Origin of the sequence: Arthrobacter sp. MP_M4, assembly GCF_035984855.1 — a bacterium.
GTDB lineage: Bacteria > Actinomycetota > Actinomycetes > Actinomycetales > Micrococcaceae > Arthrobacter.
On record NZ_JAXCHX010000011.1, the window covers coordinates 78,081 to 91,064 of the forward strand.

Annotated in this window: 11 protein-coding genes; 9 read left to right on the top strand and 2 right to left on the bottom strand. The window is 67.0% G+C overall.

What is annotated here, in order from left to right; genetic code table 11:
* Positions 1–14: 14 nt before the first annotated feature.
* Positions 15–1,106 (bottom strand): adenosine deaminase, encoded by a 1,092-nt coding sequence (locus tag RCH15_RS10315; protein WP_326960579.1) that lies wholly within the window; start codon positions 1,104–1,106, stop codon positions 15–17.
* A gap of 48 nt (positions 1,107–1,154) precedes the next feature.
* Here RCH15_RS10315 and uvrA point away from each other — a divergent pair, with 48 nt between their 5' ends.
* Positions 1,155–3,752, top strand: coding sequence for an excinuclease ABC subunit UvrA (gene uvrA / locus RCH15_RS10320; protein WP_326960580.1), 2,598 nt, complete (start codon positions 1,155–1,157; stop codon positions 3,750–3,752).
* Between the two features lie 252 nt (positions 3,753–4,004).
* Positions 4,005–4,712 carry a transglycosylase family protein gene (locus RCH15_RS10325; protein WP_326960581.1) on the top strand — a complete coding sequence of 236 codons (708 nt, stop codon included), beginning with the start codon at positions 4,005–4,007 and terminating at the stop codon, positions 4,710–4,712.
* Positions 4,713–4,876: 164 nt separating this feature from the next.
* On the opposite strand, the gene RCH15_RS10330 is transcribed toward RCH15_RS10325, so the two are convergent.
* Positions 4,877–5,410: a hypothetical protein gene (locus RCH15_RS10330; protein WP_326960601.1), complete on the bottom strand. Its 534-nt coding sequence runs from the start codon at positions 5,408–5,410 to the stop codon at positions 4,877–4,879.
* A gap of 213 nt (positions 5,411–5,623) precedes the next feature.
* Between RCH15_RS10330 and RCH15_RS10335 the strand changes: the two genes are divergently transcribed.
* The 7 genes from RCH15_RS10335 to RCH15_RS10365 all read left to right on the top strand — a co-directional run bounded on the left by RCH15_RS10335 (position 5,624) and on the right by RCH15_RS10365 (position 12,850).
* The gene (locus RCH15_RS10335; RefSeq protein ID WP_326960582.1) at positions 5,624–6,523 is read left to right on the top strand and encodes an MSMEG_6728 family protein; all 900 of its coding nucleotides are present in this window, start codon (positions 5,624–5,626) and stop codon (positions 6,521–6,523) included.
* Positions 6,524–6,571: 48 nt separating this feature from the next.
* Positions 6,572–7,531: an NAD(P)H-binding protein gene (locus RCH15_RS10340; RefSeq protein WP_326960583.1), complete on the top strand. Its 960-nt coding sequence runs from the start codon at positions 6,572–6,574 to the stop codon at positions 7,529–7,531.
* 42 nt (positions 7,532–7,573) lie between these two features.
* Entirely contained in the window at positions 7,574–7,963 is a 390-nt protein-coding gene (locus tag RCH15_RS10345) for a DUF1622 domain-containing protein (RefSeq protein WP_326960584.1), read from the top strand.
* 37 nt (positions 7,964–8,000) lie between these two features.
* Positions 8,001–8,789, top strand: coding sequence for an isocitrate lyase/PEP mutase family protein (locus RCH15_RS10350; protein ID WP_326960585.1), 789 nt, complete (start codon positions 8,001–8,003; stop codon positions 8,787–8,789).
* A gap of 13 nt (positions 8,790–8,802) precedes the next feature.
* Entirely contained in the window at positions 8,803–9,663 is an 861-nt protein-coding gene (locus RCH15_RS10355; protein WP_326960586.1) for a YqjF family protein, read from the top strand.
* Between the two features lie 87 nt (positions 9,664–9,750).
* Positions 9,751–11,697: an HNH endonuclease gene (locus tag RCH15_RS10360; protein WP_326960587.1), complete on the top strand. Its 1,947-nt coding sequence runs from the start codon at positions 9,751–9,753 to the stop codon at positions 11,695–11,697.
* Positions 11,698–11,794: 97 nt separating this feature from the next.
* Positions 11,795–12,850: an alpha/beta hydrolase gene (locus RCH15_RS10365; RefSeq protein WP_326960588.1), complete on the top strand. Its 1,056-nt coding sequence runs from the start codon at positions 11,795–11,797 to the stop codon at positions 12,848–12,850.
* Positions 12,851–12,984 lie beyond the last annotated feature (134 nt).

A 12,984-nucleotide genomic window follows, 5' to 3' on the forward strand; every position in this document is an offset into this window, starting at 1 on the left:
TTGACCAGCGCGGGTCAGTGGCCGGACGCCGCCAGATCAGCCAGCAGCTCGGTCTTCCGGTCCTCGCTGGCAAATGAGGACCGGATCGAGTTCGCGGCCATCCGTACGCAGTCGAATTCGGACAGACCAATCACCGACTTCAGCTGCGCGAAGTTGTCATCGACGTATCCGCCGAAATAGGCGGGATCGTCCGAGTTCACGCTGACGTTCAAACCGGCGGCGAGCATGGCCGGCAGCGGGTGGTCGGCCATGGTGTCCACAGCGCGGAGCCGGACGTTGGACAGCGGGCACACCGTCAGCGGCACCAGGTCCTCCACCAGCCGCTCCACCAGCTCGGGATCGTCCATACAGCGGATGCCGTGATCAATCCGTTCCACGTCCAGTAGTTCCAGCGCATCGATAATGTACGACGCCGGGCCCTCCTCCCCGGCGTGCGCTATCCGGTGCAGCCCCGCGTCCTTGGCCCGCGCGAACAGCCGCTGGAACTTGGCTGGCGGGTTGCCTACCTCGGCCGAGTCGAGGCCGATGCCGGCGATCGGCGCATTCATGGCGAGCAGCTGCTCCAGCACCTCAAGCGCCGAATCCTCGGACTGGTCCCGCAGGAAGGCGGCGATGAGCAGGGTGGAGATCCCGAACTCCTCAAAGGAGTTGGCCAGCACCGATGCCACGCCGTTCACGCAGGTCGCCAGGGCCACGCCGCGGGACAGGTGCGCCTGCGGATCGAGCATGATTTCGGCGTGCCGGACCCCGGCGAGCGCCGCCCGGCTCAGGTACGCCCGGGTCATGTCGGCGAAGTCCTGCTCGGTCTGCAGCACGGCCATATTGGCGTAGTAAAGGTCCAGGAACGATTGCAGATCCGTGAACTCGTAGCGGGAGCGCAGTTCGTCCAGGTCCGCATACGGCAGCCGGATTCCGTTGCGTTCCGCGAGCGCAAAGATCAGGTCGGGCTCAAGCGTTCCCTCGATATGCAGGTGGAGTTCCGCGACCGGCAGCGGACCGTGCACCTCCTCGGGAATCTCGGCAAATTCGTGCACTTCAATGTCGGCTGTTGCTGAGCTGTCCGGTGCGGCGCCCTCGGTGGCGGCGGGGCCGTCGTTAGTTTCCATTCGGTAAGGATATGCCCGCCAGCACCGGACCCGGATAGAGTCGATAGGATGCGCAATGATCAGCAGGCTTCCAATCCGCCCGGCCCCGCCATTCCAGGGCTGAACGCCGACTCCCCCGCCGACGGTTTTGTCCGTGTCCGCGGCGCCCGAGAGAACAACCTGCGGAACGTGGACGTCGACGTGCCCCGCGACGCGATTGTCGCGTTCACCGGGGTTTCCGGTTCCGGGAAGTCCTCCCTGGCCTTCGGCACCATCTACGCCGAAGCCCAGCGCCGCTACTTCGAGTCCGTAGCCCCCTACGCCCGCCGGCTGATCCAGCAGGGCCACAACCCCAAGGTGGAGATGATCACGGGGCTGCCGCCCGCCGTCGCGCTTCAACAGCGACGCGGGACGCCCAGCTCCCGGTCCACCGTGGGGACTGTCACCACGCTCTCCAATTCCCTGCGCATGCTCTTCTCCCGCGCCGGCAGTTACCCCGAGGGCGCAAGCCCGCTCGACTCGGACGCCTTCTCCCCCAACACCGCCGCCGGCGCCTGCCCGAAATGCCACGGCCTGGGCATCGCGCACACCGTCACCGAATCCTCCCTGGTCCCGGACACCTCGCTGAGCATCCGCGACGGCGCGATCGCCGCGTGGCCCGGCGCCTGGCAGGGCAAAAACCTCCGCGACATCCTCACCCATCTCGGCTACGACGTCGACACACCCTGGCGGAAACTGCCCAAAAAAGACCGCGACTGGATCCTCTTCACCGAAGAACAGCCCGTCGTGGAGGTGACACCGCAACGGGACCGGGTGGCGAAGCCGTACAAGGGCCGTTTCTGGAGCGCTAAAAGCTACGTCCTGCACACCCTCGCCGATTCCAAAAGCACCAGCATGCGCGACCGCGTGCTGCGCTTCATGGAAACCGGACCGTGCCCGGTCTGCGGCGGCGCCGGACTGACCCCGGCCGCACTGGCCGTGACCTTCGCCGGCCGGACCATCGCAGACCTCAACGGTGTCCCCATGACGGAACTGGCCGAAATCATCCGCCCCACCACCGAGTTGACGGCCACGGAGACCGCGTCCCGCAAGCAGAGTTCCGGCGAGTCCAATGAGGTGGCTGTCGCCATCACCCGCGACCTGCTGCAACGCGTCACCGTTCTCCTGGACCTCGGCCTGGGCTACCTCGCGCTGGGCCGGTCCACCCCCACGCTTTCCCCCGGTGAGATGCAGCGCCTGCGGATCGCCACTCAGCTGCGCTCCGGCCTCTTCGGTGTGATCTACGTCCTGGACGAGCCCTCCGCCGGCCTGCACCCCGCCGACGCCGAACCCCTCCTCGCGGTCCTGGACCAGCTCAAGTCCTCCGGTAACTCGGTGTTCGTGGTGGAGCACAACATGGACATCGTCCGCCGCGCCGACTGGCTGGTGGACGTGGGCCCGCGCGCCGGTGAGGGCGGCGGCGAGGTGCTCTACAGCGGGCCGGTGGCCGGGCTCGCTGAGGTGGAATCATCCGTCACCCGGCCGTTCCTGTTCCCGGACGGCGCTGGTGCGGACGGCTCCGGTGCGGACGGCTCCGGTACGGATGGCTCCGGTGCGGGGCGCACCCGCCGGCCAGCTGACGGCTGGCTGGAATTGCGCGACATCACCCGCCACAACCTGCGCGAGCTCGACGCCGATTTTCCGCTCGGCGTCCTGACCGCAGTCACCGGCGTGTCCGGCTCCGGCAAGTCCACCCTGGTCAACCAGGTCCTCGCCGAGGTTGTCGGCGCACACCTGCATCCGGACGCCGACGCGCCCGGGGTCGCGCCGGAGGACCTGGAAGCCGAGGCCGGCGAATCCGCCGAACCGCTCACCGTCGGCCCGGTCACCGGATTGGACCGGCTGGACCGGCTGGTCAAGGTGGACCAGAAGCCGATCGGGCGCACGCCCCGCTCCAACCTCGCCACCTACACCGGATTGTTCGACGCCGTCCGCAAGGAGTTCGCCGCAACGGACGAGGCGAAGGCCCGCGGCTTTGGCGCCGGGCGCTTTTCCTTCAACGTCGCTGGCGGCCGCTGTGAGACCTGCCTGGGTGAGGGCTTCGTCGCCGTGGAGCTCTTGTTCCTGCCCGGCAGCTACGGTCCCTGCCCGGTCTGCCACGGCTCGCGCTACAACCCGGAAACCCTCGAGGTGACCTACCGCGGCAAGAACGTCGCCGAGGTCCTTGGCATGACCGTCAACGCTGCCGCTGAATTCCTGGACGCGGTGCCCGCCGCCGCCCGGAGCCTGCAGACGCTGCGCGAGGTGGGCCTCGGCTACCTTCGGCTCGGCCAGCCGGCCACCGAGCTCTCCGGCGGCGAAGCCCAGCGCATCAAGCTCGCCACCGAACTCCAGCGCGCCCAGCGCGGCCACTCGCTCTACCTGCTGGACGAGCCCACCACGGGTCTGCACCCGGCCGACGTCGAGCTCCTCATGGCCCAGCTCCACCGGCTGGTTGACGCAGGCAACACGGTGATTGTGGTGGAGCATGAGATGGACGTGGTGGCGGCAGCGGACTGGGTCATTGACCTCGGGCCGGCCGGCGGAGACGCCGGCGGCAAGATCATCGCGGTGGGAACACCCGGCGAGGTTGCGGGGTCGAAGAAGAGCCGGACGGCCCCATATCTCGCCGAGGTGCTCGGCGGCTGAGCCCGGTGCGGGGGCGCTGCCAGCGGCCGAGTCTCCGGAACACGGCGAGAAATAACAGCTTGATAACGGCGGGTTCCTGCCTTAGTCTGGTATGCGTGCCCGGGTACCGGGTATGAATGCCCGGTGCTGCCACCACCAGATACTGCCCGACCGGTAGCTACCGTAATGACCTCTACTTGTCAGGGGCGGGCAGTAGCGCGTTAACGTCCGGGGACGGACCGAGCGCCGGTGGCCCTCAGGAGCATCAAACCCATGAAGAAATCCACCTACAGCACTGCCGCGCGCCGTGGCATCACTTTTGCCGCCGTCTCGATCGCCGGCGTCGCCCTGTCCGCGTCGGCTGCCAACGCAGCTGTCCCCACCGCCACTAACGCTTCCGTCTGGGATTCCCTGGCACAGTGCGAAAGCAGCGGAAACTGGGCCATCAACAATGGCAACGGCTTCTCGGGCGGGTTGCAGTTCACTCCCAGCACGTGGGCAGCCTACGGCGGTACCGGCTCAGCAGCCAACGCCAGCCGTGAGCAGCAGATCGCCGTAGCCGAGCGGGTTCAGGCCGGCCAGGGCTGGGGCGCATGGCCGTCCTGCTCCGCCAAGCTGGGCCTGAGCGGCGGGGCCATCGCTCCGCAGAGCGTGCCGGTCGTTAAGGCACCCGCAGCAGTTCCTGACCAGGCCAAGGTGCCCGCCAAGGCAGCACCGAAGGCCGCAGCACCCAGGGCTGCCGCACCGGTTGCCGCACCGAAGGTTGCCGCACCCAAGGCTGCTGTGCAGGCGCCGCGGCATGCTGCCGCCGTCGCCCTGAGCGGGGAAAGCTACACCATCCAGAGCGGCGACACCCTGAGCAAGATCGCCGACAAGCTCAACATCACCGGCGGTTGGCAGCAGTTGGCTGACGCCAACGCAGCCACCATCACCAACCCGAACCTGGTGTTCCCGGGCCAGGTGCTGCAGCTTCCGGCCTGATTCGGGCCCTTCCGCTCTCGTTAGCGGCGCTTCACCCACGACGCCGGAGCGTTCCCCCAGGGGAACCCTCCGGCGTCGTGCTGTCTGCGTGGTGTTGTTGGCCTAAGTCGCGGCCAGTTTCACTTACTGCCGGCTTCGGTGGCGGTAAAGGAGCCGGTCAGCAGTCAGACCTGAGCGGCCCGCGGAATTTCCCGGATGATCTGCACCTTCCAGGCGGTGTCATCGCTCGTGTCCAACAGCGCGACCGTGCCCATGGCGAGGTGCAACGCCACGCGCTTGGCGACCAGCAGCTCGAGGTAAAGGTTCTCGTTCATCCGGGCGGGGGCATCGATAACGTATTTCACGGCGTCGCGGACTTTGCGGTAGTTGTCGCTTTTCTCGCGGTTGAGGTGCAGTTCGAGCATCCGCCGCTGCCGGATCTGGGGTTCGTGACGGTTCAGCCAGGACACCGCTGCATGGACCGCCACCACAAGGGTGAGCGAGACGGCGTAGATTTCCCAACCGCTGGAGAGCAGGAACAGCGGAAGGTTCGCGACCGCCACCGCGGCGATGAGGAGCCGGAAGGCAAGGATTCGCCGCATGGTCAGCGCTAAGGCGGCCAAGGCTGTCCGGAAGCCGTGCTGTTCCTTGCGGGCGGCCGCCGGATCGAGGATGAATTCCTCCAGCACCAGGATTCCGTGGGCTTCCGGGCCCAGCATGAGCCCGTACTTGGGGAGTTGGCTGGGCGCAGACTGCACCCGTGATTCATTTGCTGGCTTCATTGGCATGGCGTGTCTCCGGGGCGGCAGGACTGTGTCGTGCTAGTTTACGCGCCGGTTTCACGTGCTGTCTGTTCCGTTCCGAATTGTGAAGGCGCTCACCTGCAGCAGTCCTTAATTGGTGCATTGGCTCTGTGGCCTCAAACTGGAGAGATGCAGACTTTTCTCCCCTTCCCCGATTTCCAGCAGAGCGCCGCGGTTTTGGACCGCGCCCGCCTCGGCAAGCAGCGCGTTGAAGCCCTGCAGACCCTGCGTGCGCTGGTGATCCCGGAGTACGGCTGGCAGTCGCACCCAGCCATCCGGATGTGGATGGGGTACGTCCCCGCCTTAACTCTTTATGGCTTGGCCATGGTGGATGAGTGGACGGCCCGCGGCGGCCAGGACACCACGCGCGAGAAGATCATGGAATTCGCACCCCAGGCGGCGCACCCGGATTACGCTAAGAAAATTCCGATGCCCCCGTGGCTCGGGGCAGCCGAGCTGCACCTGAGCCACCGTTCCCGGCTGGTGGCCAAGGACCCGCGGTTCTACGGGCCGTTGTTCCCGGACGCGGACCTGGACCTCGAATACGTCTGGCCCGAGCCCAGGCTGGAACTGCTGCCGGAGGACCCTATCGGCGACCGCATTTGGGTGCTCCGCCAGCCCCTGGATAACACGGAACCGGAGAAAGTGGACACCGTCAGCCTTCCGCCCGCGGGCAAGGCCAAAACTGCTCCGACCGAGGACGAGGATTACCAATTCGTCTATGCCGATTCCGGCTCACGACGGCCCAAGGTGCGCAAGCTCCCGCCCAAGCAGCTCGTGAAGAAGCCCACGCGCAAGCGCCAGCACCAGGAGGAGGCATTCAACACCCTTCCGGGCAACTCCGTCATCGCCATCCCGTTCGACGGCGGCGCGTCCTTCGCCGTCGGCAAGGTCCTAGGCCGTCCCATCACTGTTGACGGCCGCTTCGCGCGGAACTTCAAGGTGGACGAGATCCTGGACCGCGCCGCCTTTGACTACCCGGCACTGCTGCAGGACCCGCGGGTGTTCTTCCCGATTCCGGCACCGTAGCCCGCGGACTGGCACCCCCGGCGGCCGAAAACTGGCAGACTTGCCAGCATGACTGTACTTATGGCCGGTTGCGGCGATCTGGGCACTGAAGCGGGGCTGCGGTTCGCGAAGGCGGGCCACCGGGTGGTGGGCTGGCGGCGTTCGCCGGAAAAACTTCCGGCTGCGATCGAAGGCGTGGCGGCTGACCTGAGCTCGGACGAACTGCCGCCCGTACCGGCCGACACTTCCGCCGTCGTCGTCGCTGTTGCAGCGGACTCCCCCACCGAGGCTGCCTACCGGGCGGCCTATGTGGACGGGCTGTCCAATGTTGTCGACGCCATCCTCGCCTCCGGCGCTCCCGTTAGACGGGTGGTTTTTGTCTCCTCGACCGCCGTATATGGCGACGCCGGCGGGAACTGGATCGATGAACGCACGACGCCGGAACCTGGCGGGTTCTCGGGCCGCATCATCCGGGAGGCGGAGGAGCTTCTCTCCCGCCGGTTGAGCGGCACCGGGATTACTCCGGTGGTGCTGCGGCTCGGCGGGATCTACGGCCCGGGCCGGACCCGGCTCATTGACCAGGTCCGCGGGGGCTCGGCGGTGATCCCGGCGGAGTCACGCTTCACTAACCGCATCCACCGGGACGATGCCGCCGCCGCGATCGTGCGCCTGTGCACCATGGAAACTGTTCCAGCGCCAGTCTATCTGGGCGTCGACAACGAACCTTGTGAGCTTGGCGAGGTGCTGGGTTTCCTGGCTGCCGAGCTGGGACTGCCCCGACCGCCGTCGGACGCGGCAGAACAAAGCGGAACGGGCGGGACCTCGCAGGGTCGTGGTGAGCCGTCCCGGACTTCGCAGGGTCGCGGTGAGCCGTCCCGGACTTCGCAGGGTCGCGGTGAGCCGTCTCGCGGCGGTAACAAGCGGTGCAGCAATGCGCTGCTCCGCAGCACTGGCTTCGAATTCCAATACCCCGGGTTCCGTGAGGGGTACCGGGCTATCCTTACCGGAGCCGGAGTCCGGCACCCCTAAGGCCTTGTCCGATTCACCCACCCAATCCTTCAGAGGGGAACCATGGAATTCAAAGACATGATCCAGACGGTCGGCGAGTTCATGGACATGGCCGGTGTGGCCGTGATGGTGCTCGGCGCCCTTGTGTCGCTGCCTATGGCGCTGCGCGGTTATCAGCCGCGGAAGCTGCCGGAAGGATACGCGCCGCTGTCCTTGTACCGCTCGTACCGCCAGTTGCTGGGCCGATCGATTCTGCTCGGGCTGGAGCTGCTGGTCGCGGCGGACATTATCCGGACGGTGGCCGTCACGCCCACCTTCGAAAGCGTGGGCGTCCTGGCCATCATCGTGCTGATCCGAACGTTCCTGAGTTTCTCCCTTGAACTTGAGATCACCGGCCGCTGGCCGTGGCAGAAGGAACCCGAGGGCGCTGCCGCCCCGTCACCGGCCGGCTGAACAGCTGTGCGTCTCAGGCGACCGCTAGGCTCAGGACATGACCGAAACTGTTTCTTCCCTCGCTTCCAAGGCCACCGAACTCCTGCGGCTCCACCGGGCCCCCGAACTTCTCCAGGTGGTTAACGTCTGGGACGCCATCTCCGCCAAGGTGGTCACTGATGTCCCGGGCACCGCCGCGTTGGCCACGGCCAGCCACTCCATCGCCGCTTCGCAGGGCTACGCGGACGGGGAAAACATTCCACTGGACGAAATGATCGACGCCGTCCGGCGAATCGCCGCTGCCACTACGCTGCCCGTCAGCGCCGACCTCGAATCCGGGTACGGCAACCCGGGCGAGACAGTGCGCAAGGCCATCGGCGTCGGCATCGTCGGCGCCAACATCGAGGATCAGATGCGGCCGTTCGACGACGCCGTCGCGCAGATGAGCTCGGTGGTACGTGCGGCCGAAGCGGAGGGCATCGAATTCGTGCTCAACGCCCGCACCGACGCTTTCCTTCAGGGCAAGGACCGGGACTCCTCGGTGGTGCTGGCCGATGCCATCGAGCGCGGCCGGGCGTTCCTCGACGTCGGGGCCGCCACCGTGTTTGTGCCCGGCCTCCTGGACGAGGCGACTGTTACCGCACTGGTGGACGGCATCGGCTGGAACAAGATCTCCGTCATCAACGTCCCCGGTTCCCTGGCGCCCGCCAAGCTCCAGGACCTTGGCGTGGCACGGATTTCCTACGGCCCATGGACCCAGCGCGTGGCGCTGACCGCTTTGGCCGATGCCACCGCCGAGCTGCTGGCAGGTGGCGCGCTGCCCCAAGCCACCCGGCCGTTGAATTAACGGACCGTGACCGATGAGCCCTGACCTTTGGCCCCTTGCCCCTGAACTTCCAGCCCCGACCATCATGGATCAGCGCTGGGAAGATGCTGTTTTCCTGCACTGGCGGATAGCAGATGCCGTCGCCGCCCCGTTCATGCCCCGAGGGGTGGTCCCGGACAGTTTTGACGGGTCCGCGTGGGTTGGGCTGATCGGATTCCGCATGCGGGGCGCCGGCCTGGGCCGCGGGCCAGGTATCCCCTACTTCGGGAGCTTCGATGAGATCAACGTGCGCCTTTACTCCCGCGAGCCCAACGGCACCCGGGGCGTCGTCTTCCTGAGCTTGGATGCTACCCGGCTCGCGGTTGTTCTGGCCGCGCGGGCGGCCGGAATCCCATACGTCTGGTCGCGGGCCGGGTTCCACGGGGAGGGCACCTTGACTCCGTCAGCGGGGGTGGGTCTGTCGGCGGGGGCGGCTCCGACGGGGGTGGCGCTGGCGGGGGCGGCTCCGACGGGGGTGGCGCTGGCGGGGGCGGCTCCGACGGCAGGACACCCCGGGCGGAGAGGGCCTCAGGCCGGATACTGGGTGCGGCGGTTCCGGGGCGGGGCCCGGAGCGATTTCGCCGCGGCTCCGGAGCTCGACGCCGAAGCGACAGATCCGCTGTCGCTTCACCTCACGGCCCGGTTTGGTCTGCATACGAGGTTCCGGGGCAGGACCATGTACGTTCCGAACACCCACACCGAGTGGCCGCTGTACCACGCGGAACTGACACATGTAGAGGATCAACTGGTCGCCGCGGCCGGTATCACGGTCAAGGGGCCGCCCGACTCCGTCCTCTTCTCACCCGGGGTCCGCACCCAGTTTGGCCGGCCTCGATTCCTGGAAAACGGGGCCTAAACTAGCCGAACCCCCGGATTCCAGGGGTTGCCCGTTCCCACACGGTGATGGGACTAAAATGTCGGACCCCGTCGGTAGATTTAGTTCATGGAAGCCGTCAGGAATTTCATTTCTTTCCAGAACACGGATCGGGTTGCTGATCCGACCGGGCAGTCCGGCGTGGATGACGCCCTGGCCACGCTTAGGGCTGTGAGTTTGACGGCGGTCGGGGATGCGGCGTTGCTGGGGTTCCAGGCCGCCTCTGATTTCGCCGGGACGGTGGAGGAAGCCTCCCGGGTCGTGGAGTACCTGCAGCTCGTGGCGGCCGCCGCCGTGGACCGGACCCGGAAGCAGTCCGCAGCTACCGCCGCGAAGCGGGCAAGTTCCTGGACCACCGGCTGGCGCGAAACGCCATGCTCCCCCGCCACGGCCGCAGCCACGGCATTCCCGGCCGGCCCAGCTGACTCGGCCGGCTGGACCGGGGATGCCGACTCGCCCCGCCCAGCCGACTCGGCCGGCTGGATCAGGGATGCTGGCTCGGCCGGCTGGACCGGGGATGCTGGCTCGCCCCGCCCAGCCGACTCGGCCGGGGACGCGGGCGCGGCTGGGGTCGCTGCCGGCGTCGAGTGTGGTGTGGATGACGGGTACCGGAACACCGGGGAATTCCTGCGGGCCCGGTTACGGATCAGCGCCGCGGAGGCCCGGCGCCGGCTGTCCCTGTCCGGGGACCTGCTGCCCCGGCAGGGCTTCACCGGCGAACCCTTACCTGCCGTGCACGCCGAACTCGGTGCCGCGGTCGCCGCCGGGAACATCGCGTCCCGGCCCGCGGGCACCATCAGCCTGGCCCTGGACCGGGTAAGGCACCTCTGCGACACCGACACCCGGGACCGGATGGAACACGCCCTGACCCAAACGGCGGCCGAGAACGACCCCGACTTCCTCGCCCGCGTCGCCCGGAGCTGGATGGACGCGATCGATCAGGACGGCGCCGAACCCTCCGAGGAGCTCCTGCGCCAACTCCAGGGCGTGTTCCTCCGCAAACCCCGCCACGGACTCGAACACCTGGAAATCTTCGCGACCACCGAACAGTTCGAACACCTCCTCACAGTCATGAACACCGCCACGAACCCCCGCACCCCGCCCACACCACCCACCACAACCGCCCCGGCCGGCAGCGCCGGCAGCACCTTGGACTGGGCACTCCCGGGCACCAGCACCAGCCCCGGTGATGGCGCCTGCGATGGTGGCAGTGATGGCGCCTGCGATGGTGGTGGTGGTGGTGTTGTGCTGGATTTGCGTTCACGGCCGCAGAAACACCTCGACGGGCTCGTCGGTGCCTGCAAAGTAGCGCTCACCACCGGGCTGCTGCCCGCCACCGGCGGGCTGCGGCCCCAGGTCATGGTCACCATCGACTACCGCGACCTCCTGGCCCGCCTGCGCCGGACCGACGAAACCGGCAACGGCCCCGAGCCCCTCAACGACACCGAGACCGACAGCAGCTCCGGACCCCTCAACGGAACCGAGCCCCTCAACGGCTCCGAGTCCGGGAACGGCACTGCGTGCGGGAAGGGCTCCGAGTGCGGGAACGGCTCTTTCTCCGGCGGGACAGCGGCGCATACGGGGGCGATGTTGTTCACCGGGCCTGTCACCGCCTCGACCGCGCGGAAGATCGCCTGCGACGCGGACATCATCCCGGTCTTGCTAGGCAGCGAAGGCAGGGTCTTGGACATCGGCCGGGCCACCCGGATCTTCCCGCCGCACATCCGCAAAGCCCTCACCGCCCGCGACCAAGGATGCGCCTTCCCCAGCTGCACCATCCCGGCCCCCTGGTGCGAAGCGCACCACATCACCTACTGGTCCCGCGGAGGAACCACCGGCACAGACAACGGAGTCCTGCTGTGCTCACACCACCACCACATCATCCACAAAGAACACTGGACCATCCACCTCCGCACCGGCATCCCCTGGTTCATCCCCCCACCCCACGTCGACCCACGCCAAAAACCCCAACGAAACCGCTACTTCCACCCCACACACCTCAACACCGCCAGCTAACGACGGGCTGTAGTTACGCCGGCTCGGGTGCGCAGCAACTTGAAGGATCCGTCCTCCCACAGCAGAGATATCTCCATGATGGAGATACCATCGAACTGTGAAAGACACGACGTCAAAGAACGCAAATCTGACCGCCAAACCCCCGCACGTCGAAAGTTGGCACAGCGAAAGTCCGCACGCCGAGCGGACAGAAGCATGGTCGGCAGTCCTGCGCTGGAGCGGCCTTTTGACTGCGGTAGCGCTGGTAGCGGTTCCGCTGTGGATGCTGTTAGGCAACAGCGCCGTGCTCGGCGGCCATCCTGCGCTGCCCATCCTGCTTCTGGCCGCCGTCGCCCTCGGCCTCCTCTGGATGGTTCTTCCGGCCATTCGCACAAGCCGGAAGAAACCGCGGAAGGCAGCAAACGGTCCGCAGCCACACCGCACGGAATCGCGCTGGCCCTTGGTCCGCGGCATCGCAATACGTCTCGCCGCCTTGGGTCTCGTCGCCGCCATGGCATGGCTCAACCCCTTTGCTCACCAGCCCAGCGGAGCGACCGGCCAAACCACGGGAACGACAACCGAGGACACCACCTCGATCACACTGGCTCCCGAAGGCAAAGCCAGCACGGGCCTCATTTTCTATCCCGGGGCACGGGTCGACGCCCGCGCATATCAGGACATCCTGGGTCCCCTCGCCAACGCGGGCCATCTGGTGGTCATCCTGAAAGTGCCCCTGGGCATCTCGCTGCTTGACTCGGGCCAAGCCCGTGGGATCATGGCGGTCCACCCTGAGATCACATCCTGGGCAGTCGGCGGTCATTCCTTGGGAGGGGTGAGTGCATCTTCCTTCGCAAAGTCGAACGCCGATATCTCCGGACTTCTGCTCTTCGCCTCTTACCCCGTGGACAGCATGGCGGGCTCCACCGGGCTCTCGGTGCTATCGATCTCCGGCTCCAATGACGGGCTCTCGACCCCGGACAAAATCTCCGCGTCGAAACCCCTCCTGCCACCCGCCACCCGCTTTGTAACCGTAGAGGGTGGAGTCCACGCCTTTTTCGGGGACTATGGCGAACAGCCCGGGGACGGCACGATGGGCGTCAGCCGTGATGAGGCCCGAAAGCAGATCACCGCGGAGTCCGTCCAGTTTCTGGATCAGTTGCGGCCCCGCGGCTGAGAGCCTCCTGCTCAAACAAACGCCGGTTTTAGAGAACCGGAAGACCAGAGTCCAGTGGTCGGCCATTCCAGCCAGTCCCCCGAGGCGTTCCAACCCGGCGATGACGTCCTTGCCAGCCTGTCCTCGGCAACGGC